The organism is Gordonia heveisoli (genome assembly GCF_030315745.1).
Lineage (GTDB): Bacteria > Actinomycetota > Actinomycetes > Mycobacteriales > Mycobacteriaceae > Gordonia.
The window spans coordinates 105,575-126,652 of record NZ_JASXSH010000009.1 but is presented as its reverse complement, the minus strand read 5'-3'; the positions used below and the strand labels follow the sequence as shown (position 1 = coordinate 126,652).

Genomic DNA, 21,078 nt, shown 5'->3' with positions numbered 1-21,078 from the left:
GCCTGCGCGGTTCGGGCGGTGCCCGTGGGTCAGGTCATCGGGTAGCGCAGCGCGGCCAATGCCTGACCGTTCCAGACCTTTTCGGTGATCTCGGAACCGCGGACGGCGATTACGTCACCCCCGCGGTCAAGGACCGTGACCACGATCTCGGACAGGACGTCATAGCCGTCGTCGGCGTAACGGATATCACCCTTATCGGCGTCGACATGCCCGAGGACGTCGATCGTGAAGTCGTAGATGAGTGTGGCCACCGCACCGGCCGTCGCCGCCTTGGAGATATCGACGAGGTCGCCCAGTAGCAGGCCCTTGCCGGTGCCGTCGGCCACTCTGGCCACCAGAGCATTGTGCAATTCGGCGTTGATGGCCGGCATCTCGCGGCGGATCACCGCATCGATCTCGTCGGCACGCAGGTCGTCGGGGTTGCCGTGCACCGGGACCAACCGGTGCCGGGTGTCGGCGTTGCGGTACAGGTCGAGCAGAGGATCGGCGGCGAACAGGAACAGCGGCCGGCCGCCGCTGGGGTCGATGTGGTCGAGTTCCTTACGGACGGCATCGGCGACATGATGGGCGTAGCGCTCGAGTAGCAGCTTCTTACCCTCGTCGCCCACGAGACGGCGCACATGACCGCGGTCACGGATGGTGGCCCGGTTGGTGGCGTCGGCGGCATCCGATCCATAGTCGCCATGCAGCTCGACCTCGTGGGCGAGGGCGGTCGAGGTCGCCTCCCACAGGTTCCAGCCGTTGGCCGACAGGGTCAGCGCATACGCCGACTGTGGCGTCAGCACCGCCCGCACCAGCTGACCGACGTCGAAGTAGGTGCCGACCTGCAGTTGGTTCTCCAGGCGGTTGGGCAGCACGAAGACATCGGTGCGTTCGGCGGTGAGGAAGATTGCCAGGCAGCGTGAGAGCCGGGTCCATGCCTCGTCGGTGAGCACTTTCTCCCACTGCGCGCGGAGTGCGGTTTCAGTGGCGTGGCGGATCCCGGAATCCCGAAGGGTGCGAATGGCGCGATCGAAGGCGCTCTTGGCGTTGAGGAGGCTGCCCTCATAGGCGTCGGCGCCCGGCGAGGTTTCGGCATAGATGGTGATGGCGTGCTCGCGTGGCTCGCTCAGTTCGCGAAGCTCGTCGACGGAGGGAAGGTCGAACCGTGCCATAGTGAACCCTTTCAACGGTGGTGCATCTATTGGTTTCACTGTAGGAGTCCGGCGCGGGTGTGATAGCGGTTTCAGATTGTGTAGGGCAGGCCACCCTCGGGGACCTGCCGGTAGGGAATCGAATCGCTGGTCGCGGCGTCCACCTGGATCGGATGACCGAGTTGTGGAAATGCGCGCTGCGGGCAGGCCGGCCGGCTGCACACCTTGCAGCCGGCGCCGATCGCCACGGTGGTGGACGGATCGGCGAGATCGATGCCCGCGGCGTAGACGAGACGATCGGCGTGGGCGATGTCGCAACCGAGTCCAATGGCGAAACTCTTGCGGGGAGAAAGGAACCCGTGGTGATCCTCGGTGGTTCGGGCAAGCCAGAAATAGGATCGCCCGTCGGGCATCTGGGAGACCTGGGTGACGATCCGGCCGGGGGTGGCGAAGGCGTCGTGCACCACCCAGAGCGGGCAGCTGCCACCGACGCGTGAGAAGTGAAATGCGGTGGCCGACTGCCGTTTCGAGATGTTGCCCGCCCGATCGGTGCGGACCAGGATGAACGGGACGCCACGATGGTCGCGGCGCTGGAGCGTCGACAGTCGGTGGCAGATGGTCTCGAAGCCGACGTCGAAGGTCAGGCCGAGCAGTTCGATGTCGTATCGGGTGTTCTCGGCGGCGCGCAGAAAGCGGTCGTAGGGCAGCAGCAGCGCGCCGGCGAAATAGTTGGCCAGGCCGACCCTGGCCACCGGCCGGGAGTCGGGGTGCAGATTCTCGGCCGCGTCCACCAGAGCGTCGATCACCGGTCCCTGGGTGAGGAAGGCCAGTTGGGTGGCGAGTTGGAAGGCGCGCTGACCCGAGGTCAGGCGGCCCGCCAGGTGGACGACCCCGGCGTCGGCGTCGTAGCGCCGCTTCGGAGTACGCGCGGCGGTCACCGGATCCGGGGCGTGGTCGATCGAGACCGAGATGCCGAACTCCGTGCGAAGCAGCTCGGCGAGTTGCAGGTCGAGTCCGCCGACCTTTAGTTCGTGACGGTCGAACATCTGCTCGGCCGCCTCGTCGAGAGGGGCCACATGGTTGCGCCGGTCGTAGAAGAAGTCGCGGACCTCCTCGAAGGGCATCGGGGTGGCGGGTGCGGCGGCGTCGCCGGTGAGCCGCGCGCGGTATCCCTCCAGTTCGGCGTCGGCGGCCGCGACGCGCCGGTGCAGTCCGACCAGGGTGCGTCCGACACCGGGCATCCGGGCGACGAGTTCGGCGATCTCGGCGCGTGAGACGTCGGCGGAGTCACTGTGCGAGGCCAGGACGTCGGAGAGGTCGGCGACCAGCCGGGCGTCACCGTCGGGGGCGAAATAGTCGGCATCGAGTCCGAACTCGCGGGTCAGCGTCAGCAGGACCGGCACGGTAATCGGCCGCTGGTCGTTCTCCAGCTGGTTGACGTAGCTGGTCGATAGGTCGATGCGGCGCGCGAGGGCCGCCTGGGACAGTCCCGTGTCGTCGCGAAGGCGGCGCAACCGTGCGCCGACGAACATCTTGGCCACCCGCCCAGCCTAGCCGCATCGATGTACACAACATTCGCAAACTGGGTGCTCGCTGTCCGCAAAAATATGCATTTGCCAGGCCTTTCGGACGGTTGTGCACTCTGCGTACGGTGCGTACATGATCACTCACAACGTTCGTACGCACCGCAGTTCCGAGGATTTCCCACAGGCCGAACACCTCGCGCAGAAGATCGCCGAGGTCGCCGCCGATCCGGTCGCGGTGCCCGCGGACACCGCCGAGATGGTCATCAACCGCATCATCGACAACGCTGCGGTGAGCGCCGCCTCGGTCATCCGCCGCCCGGTCAGCACCGCGCGCAGGCAGGCGCAGGCGCATCCGTCCGCACCCGGTGCGTCAGTGTTCGGCATCGACGGCACCTACTCGCCGGAATGGGCGGCCTGGGCCAACGGCGTCGCGGTCCGCGAACTCGACTTCCACGACACCTTCCTCGCCGCCGAGTATTCGCATCCCGGCGACAACATCCCGCCGCTGGTCGCCGTCGCGCAGCACGTCGGCACGGTCAACGGGGCCGACCTGATCCGCGGTCTGGCCACCGCCTACGAGATCCAGATCGATCTGGTTCGCGGCATCTGCCTGCATGAGCACAAGATCGACCACGTCGCTCACCTCGGCCCGTCCGCGGCCGCCGGCATCGGCACCATGCTCGGGCTCGACACCGAGACTATCTACCAGGCCGTGGGGCAGGCGTTGCACCTGACCACCGCCACCCGCCAGTCCCGCAAGGGGCTGATCTCGAGCTGGAAGGCCTACGCGCCCGCCTTCGCCGGAAAGATCGCCATCGAGGCCGTCGACCGGGCGATGCGCGGCGAGGGTGCGCCCGCGCCGATCTGGGAGGGCGAGGACGGCGTCATCGCCTGGCTGCTCGGTGGCCCCGACGCCACCTACCAGGTCCCGTTGCCCGGTGTGGGTGAGCCCAAGCGGGCCATCCTCGACAGCTACACCAAGGAGCACTCGGCGGAGTACCAGAGCCAGGCGCCGATCGACCTGGCGCGCCGGATGCGTGAGCGGATCGCCGACGTCGCCGACATCGAGTCGATCGTCCTGCACACCAGTCACCACACCCACGTGGTGATCGGCACCGGATCCGGTGACCCGCAGAAGTTCGATCCCTCCGCCAGCCGCGAGACCCTCGACCACTCGGTGATGTACATCTTCGCGGTCGCACTCCAGGACGGCACCTGGCACCACGAGGACTCCTACGCACCCGAACGCGCCAACCGCCCCGACACCATCGAGCTCTGGAAGAAGATCTCCACCGTCGAGGATCCGGAATGGACCCGCCGCTACCACTCGACCGATCCGAACGAGAAGGCATTCGGCGCCAAGGCGGTCATTACGTTGCGCAACGGCGAGGTGATCACCGACGAACTGGCCGTCGCCGACGCCCACCCGCTGGGTGCTCGTCCGTTCGCCCGCGACCAGTACACGGCCAAGTTCGCCACCATGGCCGACGGCGTCGTCGATCCGCAGGAGCAGGCGCGGTTCCTGGCCGCCGCGACCGGTCTGGCCGATCTGGCCGCCGGGGATCTCGGCGCGCTCAACGTCGCGGTGCTGCCGCAGGTCCTGGACAAGGCGCCGGCTACCGGGAAGGGGATCTTCTGATGTCGCTGTTCTCCAGCACCGTCACCGACACCGACAAGCGCAAGGCGCTGCGCGCAGGTCTGGCGTCGGGAGAACTGCAGCGGTGGCCGGGCGCGTTCTCCCCGCTGGTCGCCAAGCTGATCGCCGACGTCGGGTTCGAGGGCGTCTACGTCTCGGGTGCGGTGCTGTCGGCGGACCTCGGGCTGCCCGACATCGGCCTGACCACGCTGACCGAGGTCGCCGGCCGCGGATCGTCGATCGCCCGTGCCACCGATCTCCCGACCCTCATCGACGCCGATACCGGCTTTGGTGAGCCGATGAGTGCCGCGCGCACCGTCGCCGCACTCGAGGACGCCGGACTCGCCGGCTGTCATCTCGAGGATCAGGTCAATCCCAAGCGGTGCGGCCATCTCGACGGCAAGGACGTGGTTCCGGTCGGCGAGATGCTCAAGCGGCTGACCGCTGCGGTCAACGGTCGCCGGGACGAGAACTTCGTGATCTGCGCACGCACCGATGCGCGCGCCATCGAGGGCATCGACGCGGCGATCGACCGGGCCAAGGCGTACGCCGACGCCGGCGCCGATCTCATCTTCACCGAGGCGCTGGCCGACCTCGGCGAGTTCGAGCGGTTCCGTAAGGCGGTCGACGTGCCGCTGCTGGCCAACATGACGGAGTTCGGCAAATCCGAACTCGTGACCGCGCAGCAACTGCGCGACGTGGGTTACAACGCGGTCATCTACCCGGTCACCACTTTGCGTATCGCGATGGGGGCGGTGGAGGCGGGATTACGCGAGATCGACTCCGCCGGAACACAAGCCGGGCTTCTCGACGGTATGCAGCATCGGAGTCGGCTCTACGAGCTGCTGCGCTACGCCGACTACAACGACTTCGATTCCGAACTCTTCAACTTCACCCTGGAAGGTGCTGCGCGATGACCGTTGCCGACGAGATCGCCGTTCACAAGGGCCTGGCCGGCGTGGTGGTGGACACCACGGCCGTATCGAAGGTCGTTCCCGAGACCAATTCGCTGACCTACCGCGGCTACGCGGTGCAGGATCTGGCCGCCAAATGCAGCTTCGAACAGGTGGCCTACCTGCTTTGGCACGGGGAACTGCCCACCGATGGCGAACTGGCGTTGTTCATGCAGCGGGAGCGGGCCTACCGCCGCACGGACCGGACCGTGCAGGCGGTGCTCACGCGGATTCCCGACAACTGCCATCCGATGGATGTGGTGCGCACGGCCATCAGCTTCCTGGGCACCGAGGACCCCGACGAGGACGACAGTTCGCCCGCGGCGAACCTGGACAAGTCGCTACGCATGCTGGCGATCCTGCCGACCATCGTGGCCGCGGATATGCGCCGCAGGCGTGGGCAGGACCCGATCGCACCGCATCACGGTCTGGGTTATGCGGAGAACTTCCTGAACATGTGTTTCGGCAGCGTGCCCGATCCGGTGATCGTGCGGGCGTTCGAGAAGTCGATGGTCCTCTACGCCGAGCACAGTTTCAACGCGTCGACGTTCGCGGCCCGCGTGGTGACCTCGACCCAGTCGGACATCTACAGCGCGGTGACCGCGGCGATCGGTGCGCTGAAGGGGTCGTTGCACGGCGGGGCCAACGAGGCCGTGATGTACGACATGATCGAGATCGACCGACCGGAACGTGCTCGTGCCTGGCTCGACGCCAAACTGGACGCCAGGGAGAAGGTGATGGGCTTCGGGCATCGCGTCTACAAGAACGGCGACTCTCGCGTCCCGACCATGAAGGCCGCGCTCGACGATATCGCCGCCCACCTCGACGACACTCGCTGGCTGGGCATCTACGACGAACTCGAGGATGCGATGGTCACGCGCACCGGCATCAAACCCAATCTCGACTTCCCGACCGGGCCCGCCTACTACCTGATGGGCTTCGACATCGCGTGCTTCACGCCCATCTTCGTGATGAGCCGAATCACCGGGTGGACCGCCCACATCATGGAACAGGTCGCTTCCAACGCGCTCATTCGGCCACTGAGCCAGTACTCTGGTCCACCCCAGCGACTTCTCGACAATATGTAGCTGGAACCGCGAAAAACGCACAGCCAGCACCGATTCGGTGTGAGACTGAGGAAACATGACTGTGCCTTTCAGTGACGCCAGGTGCGCATGCGCACGCAACGAGAGAGAGTCAAGTGTTCGACAAGGTATTGGTGGCCAACCGCGGCGAGATCGCGATCCGAGCTTTCCGCGCCGCCTATGAACTCGGGGCCAGAACGGTCGCGATCTTCCCCTACGAGGACCGAAACTCGGTCCACCGGCTCAAGGCCGACGAGTCGTATCAGGTCGGTATGCCCGGGCATCCGGTCCGTGCCTATCTGTCGGTCGACGAGGTGATCGGCGCGGCCACCCGCTGCGGCGCCGACGCCATCTATCCGGGTTACGGCTTCCTCTCGGAGAACCCGGGGCTGGCCGCTGCCTGCGCCGAGAACGGCATCACCTTCGTCGGGCCGAGCGCTCAAGTGCTCGAGTTGACCGGAAACAAGGCCACGGCGGTCGCCGCCGCCCGGGCGGCCGGGATTCCGGTGCTGGCCAGCTCCGAGCCGTCGGCCGACATCGATGAACTCGTCGAGGCCTCGAAGTCCATGCAGTTCCCGGTCTTCGTCAAGGCTGTCGCCGGTGGCGGCGGACGCGGTATGCGCCGGGTCGACGACCCGGCGGATCTGGCCGAGTCGATCGCCGCGGCGGCCCGCGAGGCCGACACCGCCTTCGGCGACCCGACCGTCTTCCTCGAGCAGGCCGTGGTGAACCCGCGCCACATCGAGGTGCAGATCCTCGCCGACAACGAGGGCAACGTCATCCACCTTTACGAGCGCGACTGCAGTATGCAGCGGCGTCATCAGAAGGTCATCGAGATGGCGCCGGCCCCGAACCTCTCCGAGGAACTGCGTCAGCAGATCTGCGCAGACGCGGTGGCCTTCGCCCGCCACATCGGCTACTCGTGTGCGGGCACCGTCGAATTCCTGCTCGACGAGCAGGGCAGGCATGTGTTCATCGAGATGAATCCGCGCATCCAGGTCGAACACACGGTGACCGAGGAGATCACCGACGTCGATCTGGTGGGTGCGCAGATGCGCATCGCCGCGGGCGCTACCCTCGCCGACCTCGGGCTGAGCCAGGAGTCGATCCGGATTCGCGGTGCGGCCCTGCAGTGCCGGATCACGACCGAGAACCCGGCCAACGGATTCCGGCCCGACGTCGGCCGGATCACCGCTTACCGCAGCCCGGGCGGTGCCGGCGTCCGCCTGGACGGCGGCGCGGTGCTCGGTGCCGAGGTCAGCGGCCATTTCGACTCCATGCTCGTCAAGCTGACCTGTCGGGGCCGCGACTTCGCCACCGCCATCGCCCGTGCCCGGCGCGCGGTCGCCGAGTTCCGCATCCGCGGGGTGTCCACCAACATCCCGTTCCTGGCGGCGGTGCTCGATGATCCGGACTTCCGCGCAGGGCGCGTCACCACCTCGTTCATCGACGACCGGCCCGAACTGCTGACCTCGCGTGCCTCGGCGGACCGCGGTACCCGCATCCTGTCGTATCTGGCCGACATCACCGTCAACAAGCCGCACGGCGAACGTCCGACCACCGTCTATCCGCGCGACAAACTGCCGGTCCTCGACCGGGCGGTGCTCGCGGCTCCGGCGGACGGGTCGCGGCAGCGGCTGCTGGCACTGGGCCCGGAGGGCTTCGCCCGGGATCTGCGGGAGTCCCCTCGTCTGGGTGTCACCGACACCACCTTCCGCGACGCCCACCAGTCGTTGCTGGCGACCCGGCTGCGTACCAGCGGCCTGATCGCAGTCGCGCCCTATGTGGCCGCCCTGACCCCCGAGTTGCTCTCGGTCGAATGCTGGGGTGGGGCTACCTACGATGTGGCGTTGCGTTTCCTCAAGGAGGATCCGTGGGAGCGTCTGGCGCAACTGCGTGAGGCGATGCCGAATATCTGTCTGCAGATGCTGCTGCGTGGCGCCAACACCGTCGGGTACACCCCGTACCCGACGAAGGTGACCACCGCCTTCGTCGAGGAGGCCACCGACGTCGGAATCGACATCTTCCGAATCTTCGACGCGCTCAACAACATCGACGCCATGCGGCCGGCCATCGACGCGGTGCGCGAAACCGGTACGGCGGTGGCCGAGGTGGCGATGAGCTACACCGGCGACCTGTCCTCTCCGGGTGAGAAGCTCTACACCCTCGACTACTACCTGCGTCTGGCCGAGCAGATCGTCGAGGCGGGCGCGCATGTGCTGGCGATCAAGGACATGGCCGGACTGTTGCGGGCGCCGGCGGCGACCACCCTGGTCAGCGCCCTGCGTCGGGAGTTCGACCTGCCGATCCACGTGCACACCCATGACACCCCGGGCGGGCAGCTCGCCACGTATATGGCGGCCTGGCAGGCCGGGGCGGATGCGGTCGACGGTGCCAGCGCGGCGCTGGCCGGCACCACGAGTCAGCCACCGCTGTCGGCGATCGTCGCGGCCACCGCGCAGACCGACCGCGACACCGGACTCGACCTCGGCAATGTCTGCGATCTGGAGCCGTACTGGGAGGCGATCCGAAAGGTATACGCGCCCTTCGAGTCCGGGCTTCCCGCGCCGACCGGACGCGTGTACACGCACGAGATCCCCGGTGGTCAGCTGTCGAATCTGCGGCAGCAGGCGATCGCGCTGGGTCTGGGTAACCGTTTCGAATCGGTCGAACAGGCCTACGCGCAGGCGGATTCGATGCTCGGTCGCCTGATCAAGGTCACCCCGTCGTCGAAGGTGGTCGGCGATCTGGCGCTCGCCCTCGTCGGTCGGGGCATCACCGCCGCCGACTTCGCCGCCGACCCGTCGGCCTATGACATTCCCGATTCGGTGATCGGTTTCCTCCGTGGGGAACTCGGGGACCCGGCCGGCGGCTGGCCCGAACCCTTGCGCACCCTGGCGCTGCAGGGCCGCGCACCGGCACCGGAGCCGACTCCGCTGTCCGCGGATGATGAACTGCTGCTGGACAAGCCGGGTGTCGAGCGGCAGTCGACGCTCAACCGGCTGCTCTTCCCGGGGCCGACTCGGGAGTTCGAAGAGCACCGCGAGGCCTACGGCGACACCTCCCGGCTGTCGGCCAATCAGTTCTTCTACGGGCTTCGCTACGGCGAGGAACACCGGGTAGAACTGGAACCCGGCGTCGTGCTGCTCATCGGGCTGGAAGCGATCAGTGAGCCGGACGAGCGCGGTATGCGCACGGTGATGTGTCTGCTCAACGGGCAGTTGCGCCCGGTCGCGGTGCGCGACAAGAGCGTCGACTCCACGGTCGCGACGGCGGAGAAGGCCGACCGTGCCAATCCCCATCACATCGGCGCCCCGTTCGCCGGCGTGGTGTCGCTGTCGGTCGACGTCGGCGACGAGGTGGCCGCGGGTGCGGCCATCGGCACCATCGAGGCGATGAAGATGGAGGCGGCGATCACCACGCCGGTGGCCGGTACCGTCCGCCGTCTGGCGATCGGGCCCGTCACCCAGGTTGCTCCCGGCGATCTGCTGATCGAGGTCAGCTGACACCACGGCGTGTGATCTCCGACAACTGAACAACGAACAACGAACGTCCCGCCTTCCGGCGGGACGTTCGTCTTTCTCAGCCGAGCGCGGTGCGGGCGGCCTGTGCGGCGGCGACCATATTGGTCAGCGACTCGGTGACCTCGTCGGTGTTGCGGGTCTTCAAGCCGCAGTCCGGATTGACCCAGAGGCGTTGTGCATCAACGGCCTTGAGTGCTGAGGTGAGTGAATCGCGGATCTCCTCGGCACCGGGAACCCGCGGGGAGTGGATGTCGTAGACGCCCGGTCCGACGCCGTTGGCGAAGCCGACCTGGTTGAGGTCGTCGAGCACCTCCATATGCGAGCGTGCGGCTTCGATCGAGGTCACGTCGGCGTCCAACGCGGCGATGGCGCCGATGACCTCGCCGAACTCGGAGTAGCACAGGTGCGTGTGCACCTGCGTGGTGTCGGCGACCCCTGAGGTGGACAGACGGAAGGCCTTCACCGCCCAGTCGAGGTAGGCGGACTTGTCGGCGTTGCGCAGGGGCAGCAACTCGCGCAGGGCGGGCTCATCGACCTGGATGATCGCGACACCGGCCTTCTCCAAGTCGACGGTCTCGTCGCGGATGGCCAGCGCGATCTGGTTGGCCGAGTCCGCGAGTGGCTGGTCGTTGCGTACGAAAGACCACGCCAGGATGGTGACCGGGCCGGTCAGCATGCCCTTGACCGGCTTGGTGGTCAGCGACTGCGCGAAGGTGATCCAGTCCACCGTCATCGGGGCAGGCCGTGCGACGTCGCCGTAGAGGATCGGCGGACGTACGCAGCGGGTGCCGTAGGACTGCACCCAGCCGTTGGCGGTGGCGAAGAAGCCGTCGAGCTGCTCGGCGAAGTACTGCACCATGTCGTTGCGCTCGGGCTCGCCGTGTACCAATACGTCCAGGCCGATACGTTCTTGCAGCGCAACCACATCGGCGATCTCGGCGTGCATCCGCCGGACGTACTCGGCGTCGTCGATGTCACCGGAGCGCAGTGCGGCCCGGGCCAGGCGGATGGCCGAGGTCTGCGGGTACGAACCGATCGTCGTGGTCGGCAGCGGCGGCAGGTTCAGATGCTCCTGCTGCTGCGCGAGGCGGGTAGCCGCCGCGGTGCGCGTGATGTCGGCGTCGGTGCAGGCGGCCAGACGGGTGCGGACGCCCGCGTCGGCCAGCCTCGGATCGGTAGCGCGGGTGGCCAGCGCGGCGCGGGAGGCGTCGAAGGCCGCGGCCTGCGACTCGCGCCCGTTGCGCAGGGCACTGGCCAGGGTGGCGACCTCGGTGTACTTCTCGGCCGCGAAGGCCAGCCAGCCGCGGAGGTTGTCGTCCAGGCCGGCCTCGGGGGCGAGGCTGTAGGGCACATGCAGGGTGGAGCAGGACGTCGACACGGCCAGATCGCCTGCGGAGCCGAGCAGGCTGCCCAGCGTGGCGAGGGCCGCATCGAGATCGGTGCGCCAGATGTTGCGACCGTCGACGACACCGGCCACGACGAGTTTGTTCGCGAGTTCGGGGACCGCGGCGACCGCTTCGACGCTGCCTTCGATGAGATCGACGGCGATGGCCTCGACGGCGGTGCGGGCAAGTGCACCCAGCGCCGCGCCCGGATCGCCGAAATAGGTGGCGACCAGGATCGCGGGACGTCGGGTGACTGCCGACAGGCGACCGTAAACGTCGGCAGCCAGCTCCGGCAGACCGTCGGCGATATCGGTGACCAGCGCGGGCTCATCGAACTGCACCCACTCGACACCGGCGTCGACCAGCCGGTCGATCAGCTCGAAGTAGCAGCTCACCACGTCATCGATGCGCGAGAGCGGCTCTGGCCCGCCGTCGACGGCTTTGGCGAGTGCGAGGAAGGTGATCGGACCGACGACGACCGGCCGCGGGTCGATTCCGGTGCCGCGCGCCTGTGCGATCTCGGCGAGGACCTTCTCCGGGCGCAACCGGAACTGCGTCGTCGGCGCGATTTCGGGGACCAGGTAGTGGTAGTTGGTGTCGAACCACTTGGTCATCTCCAGCGGGGTGACCTCGGCATTGCCGCGTGCGGCGGCGAAGTAGCGATCGAGCGGATCGTCGATGCCGGCCACCCGATCGGGCAGGGCATCGAGCATGACCGCGGTGTCGAGGACCTGGTCGTAGTAGGAGAAGGTGTTGACCGGGATGGAATCCAGGCCGGCGGCGGCCAGTTCCTGCCAGCTACGCCGACGGAGATCGGCGGCGGTTCCCGCCAGGCCTTCGGCGCTGATCCGGCCGGCCCAGTAGCCTTCGATGGCCCGTTTCAGTTCGCGGTCCGGGCCGATGCGTGGCGCGCCCAGGACAGTGGCGGCGAATGGCTTCGCGGTGGGTGGAGTCGGTGTCGACATGAGAGTGTTGAGCTCCTGCATACGGTGTGAACGGTTCACCGCCATGCCGGAAGCGTCGTCTCGGCCACGTCGAGCCCTGTTGTCGGGCACGACGTTTCGCGAGTTCGACGGCGCCCATTCCACGAGGCGGTGAGCCACCGGGCGCGGCGCGCCCGATACAACGGGCAGGTCTTCGGACTCATCGGCGTGCGCGTGCGCGCTCCTACTGGCCGTCGCTTCCCGAACGCGTGGCGTTCAGTGCTTGTGGTGACGGCGGTCGTTCCGATATACCGCTGCGGGACAGTTCCGGATTCTCACCGGATTCCCTCTTGTCCGTGGTCGAGGTGACCACGAACTCGACGCCGAACGCGAAAGGACAGGGGCTCCTTGGTCAATCCGGTCGGCGAACCAGTTGCGTCCACTACCATAGCGAGGCCGCGCCGCGCAGCCAACCGGGTGTGGGAGTCAGTAGGCGCCGACGGCGCCGATGAGGGCCTGGAGTGCGGTACCCCAGTTGGATGCACCGCCCCAGGTGAACATGTAGAGGATCGAGTTGGCGAGCGGACCCGCCATGGCGTCGATCATCTCCGGGGTCACGATGAGATTTCCGGCTTGCACCATGTCGTGTGCCTTTCGGTTGTGGTTCCGGCGGTGGGGGTGAGCATCAGCGGACGGTGACGACGGTGTTCGCCAGGGCGTCGCCAAGAATCTTCGGCAGGTTGTAGATCGGCCGGTGCGACTCGAACTGCTGCTCGTAGGGGACTCGCATCCGCTCGACGGTGGCGTTCCAGTCGTGTTCGACCATCGCCTGGTAGCGGGGGAGAAGTTCGGTGGTGACGTACTTCCAGCGCAGATTGAAGTAGGAACAGTCCCAATTCGGGATCGGGGTCTTGATGTCGACAGTCCGGCCGTCGGCGAGTCGCCGGGTGACATGGAAGGGGATGAAGTTGCGCAGGGCAGGAACGCCCGCGATCGATGGCGAACCGGCGAGCGTCATCGCGTAGGTCAGTGCCGCGCCGATGCCGTCGGCCTGGCGGTACGCACGCACGTTGTCGAACTGCCAGCCGACCACGTCGTACTGTTCACGGTGCAACAGGGTGGCGTTGCCCGTCGCGATCAGATTCTTTTTGCCGGAGGCGATATTCGTCCAGGCGGTGACGATTTCGTCGTCGATGAGTCCTGCGGAACGGAAATCCCGGACCGCCGCCAACCCGTCGTGGACGTAGCCGTAATGCAGCGGCATCAGATCGGAGAAGATGGCCTTCTGCATCACCAGGATCTGCTTGGCGAACCAGGCGAGGTCGGCCGGGGTCAGTTTGTCCGCGCCGTAGGCGAGCGTTTGAAAACCTTTGGGGAACAGTGTTGATCAGCTCGCGGGAGACAGTTGTCGCGGCCTCGATGATCTGGGCCGCGATGGGCTGCAGGCGGGTGAAGGCGTAGATGTCGCCTGCGAGGACGACGTCGGCGATGCCGCCGCCGAAATCGGCGCCGACAGTGCCGGCCATGCCCGCCCACTGCAACTCGCGATGTTCGATCTGGAGATCGAGCTAGTAGCGGTAGGCCTTGATCATGGTGGCCCGGGTGGCGTGGAATCCCTTGGCCGGATCCCAACTGGCGAGGTCGATGCCGCCTCGGTGGTGGCCTGTACGAGCCGGTACTGGAACAACAGTGCGGCATAGCGGTGGGGATCTGTGCCGCCGGCGCGTGCGGCGTCGACGAGCTTCCGTAGGGTCCGCAGATCGGTGGGCAGTGCGCGATTGACCCCGCCGCCGTGTTTGTCGGCGAATCGGTTGGTGAGCGGAAGATCGAGATACCGATGATAGTCGGCGGCCTGGGCTGGGGTGGTCACCAAGGTGCTGCCGAGTAACGCGCACAACAGCGTCAGCGTCGCCATCGTCATCCGGCCGGGTGTCCGACGGGTTCCTCGAGTTGGGGTTGTCATCGTCAAATTCCTTCTCTCGCAATGACATGCGCTAATACTTGGACTGCTCAGGGAGTGGTGTCCGTGATCGGTCAGATCACCGAAGACGAAATGCGCCGATCGGACGCGTGCTGTTCGGCCGGCCATCCTCGGGGAGCAGGATGATTCCCGTCGAGATGTCGTTGGCCGTCCGCCGGGTGTTCTCGGTGACGTACATGATCTTCCAGGCCGACACGTTCCCCGGCTTGAATCCGGTGAAGAGAACGTCAACCTTCTTGGCGCGCAGCAATGTTCCGGGCTTTGCACCGGCCGGGACGCGTGGTTCGCGGTAGAAGGGGTCGGAATAGGTGAGCCCGGCGAAGTTCTCGGCCGGGGTCGCGTTACGGCCCTTCTTCCGGGTGCCGAGGACGAATCCGTTGAGAGTCGGATTCGGCCGGGATGTTCGGCGTGCGGCGCGGCCCTTGTGCGCCCCATGCCGGCCTGGTATCAAAGTGGAACACGTTCTAATTTCGGGCCGGCCCAATTCTGACTTGGCCTCATTCCGACTGAGCAAGGAGTCTGCATGCACACCCCGATCTGTGACGACCTCGGGATCGAGTTCCCGATCTTCGCGTTCACCCACTGCCGTGACGTCGTCGTTGCGGTCAGCAAGGCCGGGGGCTTCGGGGTGCTAGGTGCGGTCGGCTTCACGCCCGAGCAGCTCGAGGTCGAACTCAACTGGATCGATGAGCACATCGGCGACCACCCCTACGGTGTCGACATCGTGATTCCCAACAAATACGAGGGGATGGACGCCGACATGTCGGCGGACGACCTGACCAAGCTGCTGCAGTCGATGGTGCCGGAGCAGACGCTCGAGTTCGGCAGGACGCTGCTGCGTGATCACGGTGTCCCGCTCAACGAGGACAGCGACAACTCGCTGCAACTTCTCGGCTGGACCGAGGCGACCGCGACGCCACAGGTCGAAGTGGCGCTGCAACATCCGAAGGTCACGCTGATCGCCAACGCGCTGGGTACTCCGCCGGCCGACATGATCGAGAAGATTCAGGCGGCCGGACGCAAGGTCGCGGCGCTCTGTGGATCCCCGCAGCAAGCGCGTAAACACGCCGATGCCGGCGTGGACATCATCATCGCGCAGGGCGGTGAAGGCGGTGGTCACTGCGGTGAGGTCGGGTCGATCGTGTTGTGGCCCCAGGTGGTCAAAGAGGTTGCGCCGGTACCGGTTCTGGCTGCCGGCGGGATCGGCGGCGGCGGACAGATCGCTGCCGCGCTCGCGCTCGGTGCCCAGGGTGCGTGGAGTGGATCGCAGTGGCTGATGGTGGAGGAGGCGGAGAACACGCCGGTGCAGCAGCAGACCTATATCGACGCGTCGAGCCGGGACACCGTGCGCAGCCGGTCATTCACCGGAAAGCCGTGCCGGATGTTACGCAACGACTGGACGGAGGCGTGGGAGGACCCGAAGAACCCAGACCCGTTGGGAATGCCGTTGCAGTACATGGTGTCCGGTATGGCCGTCGCGGCCACGCATCGGTATCCCGATGAGAGCATCGATGTCGCGTTCAACCCGGTCGGGCAGGTCGTCGGCCAGTTCCGCAAGGTCGAGAAGACCGCCGCGGTCATCGAACGCTGGGTGACCGAGTACATCGACGCCACCAGTGGCCTGGAGTCCTTCGCGAACGCGACGAGCTAGTTCGCCGGGTCCCTACCGCACGACCGTCAGCTGCCGCGATAGGTGGAATACGCGAACGGGCTCAGTAGTAGCGGGACGTGATGGTGTGATTCGGGGTCGGCGATCTCGAAGCAGATGTCGACCTCAGGGTAGAAGCCGTCGATGTCGTTGTCGGCGAACCAGTTCCCGGTGTCGAAGACCAGGTGATAGATGCCTGGCTCGAGGGTGTCGGTGGTCACCGCGCCGATCCGGCCGTCGGCGTCGGTGACCGCCGAGGCCAGCTCGGTGCCGCTGGCATCCTGCAACGCAACCTCCAGACCGCTTGCCGGGGAGCCGGTTACGGCATCCAAGACGTGGGTCGACAACCCGCTCATGCATCTACCTCTGCTGCATCGGACGATGCGGTGCCGGCTGCCGCCGGGTCGGCGTCGTCGTTGGCGAAACGCCCCGCGGGAGCCAGCATACGCAGCAGCCGGCTGCGGTTGATCTTCGCCAGCTCGCCGCGCATCACGCGGCGTTCGGTGTCCGGGTCATTGCCCATGCGGTCCTTGAGGATGGCCAGCAATTGTGCCGCCGGGCGTCCGTTGGCGAAGACGAGGTAGACCTGACCGAACCGATCCTCGTAGGCGCGGTTCAGTTCCCTGAGCTCGGCGAGTACCGCGGGGTCTGCGCCGGCGACCCCCGACTGTTCCCGTGTGGAGGACGGATTGTCGGGGCGGTCACCGATGCGGGGATGTCCGTCGAGTGCCTCGGCCAGATCGGTGTCGGTCAGCTCGGCGAGGACATCGTCGGCGCGCGCCAGAAGCGCCGCCTCGTCGGCGTAGGGGCGCGCGGTGGCCACCCGTAGGGCCCAGATCCGCGAACTGCAGCACTCGTACAGCGCGGCGAGGGCCTGCTTCTCGCCGAGTTCGTTGAAGCTGGCCAGTCCGCGCCAGTCGACTCGTCGCATATGTCCAGTTTAGTTTCGGATGTCGGGAAGCTGCGCGCCACGGCCGAAACGAGCCGAGGTGAACGGGTTGGCGTCGGCGACGAGATCGTCGAACCGATAGTTTGCGATCTTCGCGATCTCGATGAGCGCGAAGGATTTCTCCGACAGTTCGGCGTTGTCCATCCGCGACCAGCCGTGCCGGAGCACGCGGTCGTAGCGTTCGGTCTCCCGCGCGCAGATGACCAGCGGGAAACCGAAATGCTCGCGGTAGGCAGTGGCGAGTTCGACGACATTGCGATGCTCGGTCTCCTCCAGATGGGAGAGCCCCTTGTGATCGATGGCGACGAGTTCGCCGGTCTCCTCGTCCTCGGCACCCAGATTGGGGAACGATCGGATGAGTTCGAGCTGCTCGTCGTCGGTGCCGGTCAGCATCGCCTCCTGGAAGGCGCTGCGGAGGTCGTGGACGTCGGAGAACGGACGCTGGTCGTAGGCGCGGTCGAGCACCCAGCCGACATCCTGCACGACGTTGCCGAAGGTGACGCGGAACTGCTCCGCGGTCATCGCGTTCACCTCGTCGAGGGTGATGGAACCACCGCCGGCCACTGCCGGGCCGCGCTTGCCGACGTGAAAGAACAGGAGATTCAACAGGATCGCGGTCAGCGCGCCCATTGTTATGCCGGTGGAGAAGGGGATTTCCAGGAAGATGTTCGGCATCGCCTGATTGATGCCGGGTAGTGCAGGCACCTCGACGGTCGCGCCGTCCTTGTCGATCATCGTGGTGGGCGCCGAGGACTGGGAGTGTTCGACGTAGAGCGCGACGGCCAGTGAGGTCGCCGAGATGATCAGGTTGCGGTGGTCGGTGAAATCGACGGTGGTCAGGGTTTGGATTCCGACGATGGCGACGGTGGCAAACATGATCAGCGCGGCGCCGCCGAGGACGGGTGCGGGGATCGATTCGACCACCTTGGCCATCTTCGGCAACAGGCCGAGCAGGATCATGATCACCCCGGCACAGGCCACGACCCAGCGGCTCTTGACGCCGGTCAGTCGGACCAGGCCGACATTCTCCGAGAACGCGGTGTACGGGAACGAGTTGAACGAGCCGCCGATCACGGTGGCCAGACCGTCGGCGCGGACGGTGGCCGCGATGTCGTCCTTCTTGATCCGTTTGCCCACGATCTCGCCGGTCGCGAAGACCGAGCCGGTGGATTCGACGATGACCACGAGCAGCACCACGATCAGCGACACGATGGCCACAATGTCGAACCGTGGTGCGCCGAAGGCGAACGGCGGGGTGACCCCCACCCAGCCGGCGTCGCCGACCTTGTCGAAGTTCGCGTCGCCCAGAATCCACGCCACGAAGGTGCCGACGGCCAGTCCGAGGAGGATCGAGATGGTCGCCATGAATCCGCGGAAGAATCGCTGCATCAGGACGATGAGCAGGACGGTGCCGAGCGCGTACATCACCCAGCGTGGATTGGCCGGGTCGTGTTGGTGGGTGGCCGGGTCGCTGACCGCGTCGCCTGCGCCGATGGGTATCAGACAGATACCGATGATGGTGATCAGGGTGCCGGTGACCACGGCAGGCAGGAATCGGATGAGCTTGGCGAAGTACGGGGCGATCAGGAAGGTGAAGATGCCGGCCGCGATCACCGCACCGTAGACGGTTTGCAGACCAACGCGGCCGCCGCCGTGATCGTTGGCGATCTTGATGACCGGCGCGAGCGTGGCGAAGGTGATGCCCTGCAGCAATGGCAGCCGGACCCCGATCTTCCAGATGCCCACCGCCTGCAGGAGGGAGGCGATGCCGCAGGTGAACAGGTCGGCGGTGATCAGCATCGTCAGTGCTTCGCCGTCGAGGTCGATGGCACCGGCGATGAGGATCGGGACCAGGACTGCGCCGGCATAGAAGGCGACGACGTGCTGGGCGCCGAGGCCGACGAGTTTGCCGACCGGAGGCACCTGGTCGACCGGGTGGACGCGTTTGCGCCGGAACTTCGGCGCGGTGGGTGCCGGGGGGGTCGCGGCGGGCACAGCATCCGTTGCCATGGGGGTCTCCTACCGGGTTGCAATAGCAGTGGGGCAGGACGATCTTGCACCGGTGGAGGTGTTCGTGCGCGGCGCCGATCGTATATTGCAGAAGGGTTAATCGTGCTGAGCGTGGGTTGGGCGGATCGCGGCAGGAGGCGGTGACAATGGGTGTTGAGAAGGCCGTCGAGCCGGTCGGTGCGGTGGTGCCCGGCGTCGTCGGCGTCGTTCTCGCCGCTGGTGCGGGCACCCGCTACGGAATGCCGAAAATACTTGCCCAGCAGGGTGGTTGGCTGGAATCTGCGGTTGCCGAACTGCGTCTGGCGGGCTGTCCGGAGGTGCTCGTGGCGATGGGGGCGGCGGTGGTCGAACCGCCCGCCGGGGCGACCGCGCTGGCGGTACCGGAATGGTCGGCGGGGCTGGGGGCGACGGTCGGCGCGGCACTCCGGGCGGTCCGTGGGCGACCCGGCCTCGCCGGTGTGGTTTTACACGTTGTTGACATCCCTGACGTCGGGGAGCCGGTGGTGACCCGTGTGCTGCGCGTTGCGGACGGCCGGCGCGATGTGCTGGTGCGTGCCGTTTTCGGCGGTGAGCCCGGGCATCCGGTGTACCTCGGCGCCGATCACCTCGATGGTGCGCTGGCGGTGTTGCACGGCGACGAGGGGCTGCGGTCGTATCTGTCCGGCCGCGATGATGTTGTCGCGGTCGAATGCGGAGATCTGGCGACCGGGCGGGATGTGGACTACGCGGACTGACGCTCTCGTCAGAACGGTGGCGGGTTGGCCCGATTCCAGCGATCGTCGACGCGGCGCTGTCGCCGGGCGCCGTCGTCGCGCAGGGTGTCGTGCCGGACCCGCGCGGGATGATCGGGCGGGCGGATCGGCGCGAGCCGGCCGAACAGATCGCGGCCGCTGTAGGCGTTGCCGACGAACATGTGTCCGGTGGGGGTGGTGAACCAGGCGGTCAGGAACTCGTCCTGATAGTCCTGCCAGCTGGTGAAGGTCTTGATCCGGTGGTGAAAGCGGCAGAGTGGCTTCAGGTTTCGTTCGGCAGTTGGTCCGCCTCGGCGGGGTCGGCGGTGGTCGAACGGCACCGTGTGGTCGACGTCGATCTGCCAGACCGGTGCGTTGCAGCCAGGGAAGGTGCAGCACAGTTCGCCTGCCCGCACCAGGGCTTGCAGCTTCTTCGACGGGGTGTGGTTCCACATCGACGTGGTGATGGCATCCGGTGAGCCCTCGGAGTGCGCTTGTGTACCTGGGTGGAGGTACGTGCGCCGTGCTTCGGCGAGCAGGGTGCGGGCGGTGTCGGCGTCGACGACGCCGTGGCCGTCGAGGAAGGCCGGATCGTCGTCGGCGCCGACGAGGGTGGACAGATTCACCACGATGTGGAATGTGGCGCGCGGCGCCGATGGGGGAGTGACGCTTTCTGTCTGGGGCTCCGGCGACTTGGTCTCACGGGCTGAACAGTCGTCGCATGTGCACGCGAGCTGTTGTTCACCGCGGGCGAGCGCGATCAGTGCGTCGGCGCGCCTCTGCGCGAGGGTGCGGGGGTCGGCGGGGTGGACCGAGGTGGCCATCGCCGAGAGGCGGGCGTCGAATGCGGCGGCATCGGCGATCGGCAGTGAACCGGACACCCGGGACTGGCCGGGCGTGAAGCGATCCGGTGCGACCGTCACCTTTCGGTTGTCGGTCACGCGCTCCCGACGTCTGCGCACCGCGTCGGGTGCCCATTTCGCGACGATGGCGTCGACCATCGCGGTGAACCGTGTGGTGGACATCGGCGCCCGCGCGAAGATCGCCTCGGCCAGATGGGCATCCACCGTCTGCATCTCGTCGGCATCGGTGACGAGGTCGGTCCGCTTGAGTGCGATGAGGAAGCGCTTCTTGTCGATCCGCCCGCATGCCAGCGCGTGCCCGGTGAACAGCAGTCGGTAGCGCAGCGCATCTCCGGCGGCGATGAGCTCTCGGGCCTCGGTGGGCGTAACCGTCAGTGTGGCACCGACTTCCGCGACGGCCAGCTCCAGGCCGCTCGGTCCGAACCGGGCGCAGGGGTCCTCGCCCGCGGCGGCCCGGGCGGACAGTTCCTCGAAGGCCTCGATCGAGTCGAGTTCTCCGTCGTGTGTCTGCGCGCGACGTTGGGCGGAGTCGATCTCGCGCTCGTCGTGAATGAGGCTGGCCACCGTCATCATTCGGTGTGCCGTCGAGGAGGCAAGGCCTGCACAGTGATTGAGGACCTCGATCAGCTCGGCGGCGCCGAGCTCGTCATCGGCGCGAAGCTCAGGCTCGACGGATTCGTTCGCATCCACCGAACCGGTGGGGTCGACCTCCGCTGCCTGCGACATGGTTT

17 protein-coding genes and 1 riboswitch are annotated in these 21,078 nt (G+C 66.8%); of the genes, 6 read left to right on the top strand and 11 right to left on the bottom strand.

The genetic code is table 11. The features are described from left to right. Positions 1–29 precede the first annotated feature (29 nt). Complete coding sequence (locus tag QSJ18_RS10240; protein ID WP_286326287.1) at positions 30–1,154, bottom strand: baeRF11 domain-containing protein; 1,125 nt, start codon at positions 1,152–1,154, stop codon at positions 30–32. 71 nt (positions 1,155–1,225) lie between these two features. Further along, a complete protein-coding gene (locus tag QSJ18_RS10235) occupies positions 1,226–2,665 on the bottom strand; it encodes a short-chain fatty acyl-CoA regulator family protein (protein WP_286326374.1) in 1,440 nt (479 codons plus the stop codon). Positions 2,666–2,792: 127 nt separating this feature from the next. Between QSJ18_RS10235 and prpD the strand changes: the two genes are divergently transcribed. From prpD to QSJ18_RS10215, 4 genes are all read left to right on the top strand, one after another. Continuing rightward, positions 2,793–4,298, top strand: coding sequence for a 2-methylcitrate dehydratase PrpD (gene prpD / locus QSJ18_RS10230; protein ID WP_286326286.1), 1,506 nt, complete (start codon positions 2,793–2,795; stop codon positions 4,296–4,298). Next, entirely contained in the window at positions 4,298–5,212 is a 915-nt protein-coding gene (gene prpB, locus QSJ18_RS10225; protein ID WP_286326285.1) for a methylisocitrate lyase, read from the top strand. Before prpD ends, prpB begins: the two co-directional genes overlap by 1 nt. Next, on the top strand, positions 5,209–6,336 hold the full coding sequence (locus QSJ18_RS10220; protein ID WP_286326284.1) for a bifunctional 2-methylcitrate synthase/citrate synthase: 1,128 nt from the start codon (positions 5,209–5,211) through the stop codon (positions 6,334–6,336). The genes prpB and QSJ18_RS10220 overlap by 4 nt, the downstream gene beginning before the upstream one ends. A 113-nt stretch (positions 6,337–6,449) precedes the next feature. Next, positions 6,450–9,839 carry a pyruvate carboxylase gene (locus QSJ18_RS10215; protein WP_286326283.1) on the top strand — a complete coding sequence of 1,130 codons (3,390 nt, stop codon included), beginning with the start codon at positions 6,450–6,452 and terminating at the stop codon, positions 9,837–9,839. Between the two features lie 76 nt (positions 9,840–9,915). On the opposite strand, the gene metE is transcribed toward QSJ18_RS10215, so the two are convergent. The 5 genes from metE to QSJ18_RS10190 all read right to left on the bottom strand — a co-directional run bounded on the left by metE (position 9,916) and on the right by QSJ18_RS10190 (position 14,597). Then, a complete protein-coding gene (gene metE / locus QSJ18_RS10210; protein ID WP_286326282.1) occupies positions 9,916–12,207 on the bottom strand; it encodes a 5-methyltetrahydropteroyltriglutamate--homocysteine S-methyltransferase in 2,292 nt (763 codons plus the stop codon). A gap of 146 nt (positions 12,208–12,353) precedes the next feature. Continuing rightward, a riboswitch (cobalamin riboswitch) is annotated at positions 12,354–12,561 on the bottom strand. 90 nt (positions 12,562–12,651) lie between these two features. Further along, positions 12,652–12,807 (bottom strand): hypothetical protein, encoded by a 156-nt coding sequence (locus QSJ18_RS10205; protein WP_286326281.1) that lies wholly within the window; start codon positions 12,805–12,807, stop codon positions 12,652–12,654. Between the two features lie 43 nt (positions 12,808–12,850). Then, positions 12,851–13,459 carry a hypothetical protein gene (locus QSJ18_RS10200; protein ID WP_286326280.1) on the bottom strand — a complete coding sequence of 203 codons (609 nt, stop codon included), beginning with the start codon at positions 13,457–13,459 and terminating at the stop codon, positions 12,851–12,853. 294 nt (positions 13,460–13,753) lie between these two features. After that, positions 13,754–14,128 carry a hypothetical protein gene (locus tag QSJ18_RS10195; RefSeq protein WP_286326279.1) on the bottom strand — a complete coding sequence of 125 codons (375 nt, stop codon included), beginning with the start codon at positions 14,126–14,128 and terminating at the stop codon, positions 13,754–13,756. Between the two features lie 76 nt (positions 14,129–14,204). Next, positions 14,205–14,597: a hypothetical protein gene (locus QSJ18_RS10190; protein WP_286326278.1), complete on the bottom strand. Its 393-nt coding sequence runs from the start codon at positions 14,595–14,597 to the stop codon at positions 14,205–14,207. Positions 14,598–14,669: 72 nt separating this feature from the next. Here QSJ18_RS10190 and QSJ18_RS10185 point away from each other — a divergent pair, with 72 nt between their 5' ends. Then, positions 14,670–15,797, top strand: coding sequence for a nitronate monooxygenase (locus QSJ18_RS10185; protein ID WP_286326277.1), 1,128 nt, complete (start codon positions 14,670–14,672; stop codon positions 15,795–15,797). A gap of 26 nt (positions 15,798–15,823) precedes the next feature. On the opposite strand, the gene uraH is transcribed toward QSJ18_RS10185, so the two are convergent. From uraH to QSJ18_RS10170, 3 genes are read right to left on the bottom strand one after another with little or no spacing between them, the layout of a single operon-like run. After that, positions 15,824–16,150 carry a hydroxyisourate hydrolase gene (gene uraH, locus QSJ18_RS10180; protein WP_286326276.1) on the bottom strand — a complete coding sequence of 109 codons (327 nt, stop codon included), beginning with the start codon at positions 16,148–16,150 and terminating at the stop codon, positions 15,824–15,826. Continuing rightward, entirely contained in the window at positions 16,147–16,725 is a 579-nt protein-coding gene (gene uraD / locus QSJ18_RS10175; protein ID WP_286326275.1) for a 2-oxo-4-hydroxy-4-carboxy-5-ureidoimidazoline decarboxylase, read from the bottom strand. Before uraD ends, uraH begins: the two co-directional genes overlap by 4 nt. A 9-nt stretch (positions 16,726–16,734) precedes the next feature. Beyond that, positions 16,735–18,753 carry a solute carrier family 23 protein gene (locus tag QSJ18_RS10170; RefSeq protein ID WP_286326274.1) on the bottom strand — a complete coding sequence of 673 codons (2,019 nt, stop codon included), beginning with the start codon at positions 18,751–18,753 and terminating at the stop codon, positions 16,735–16,737. A 146-nt stretch (positions 18,754–18,899) separates the two neighbouring features. Between QSJ18_RS10170 and QSJ18_RS10165 the strand changes: the two genes are divergently transcribed. Further along, positions 18,900–19,487: a nucleotidyltransferase family protein gene (locus tag QSJ18_RS10165; protein WP_286326273.1), complete on the top strand. Its 588-nt coding sequence runs from the start codon at positions 18,900–18,902 to the stop codon at positions 19,485–19,487. Positions 19,488–19,495: 8 nt separating this feature from the next. On the opposite strand, the gene QSJ18_RS10160 is transcribed toward QSJ18_RS10165, so the two are convergent. After that, positions 19,496–21,073, bottom strand: coding sequence for an HNH endonuclease signature motif containing protein (locus tag QSJ18_RS10160; protein ID WP_286326272.1), 1,578 nt, complete (start codon positions 21,071–21,073; stop codon positions 19,496–19,498). Between the last annotated feature and the right edge of the window lie 5 nt (positions 21,074–21,078).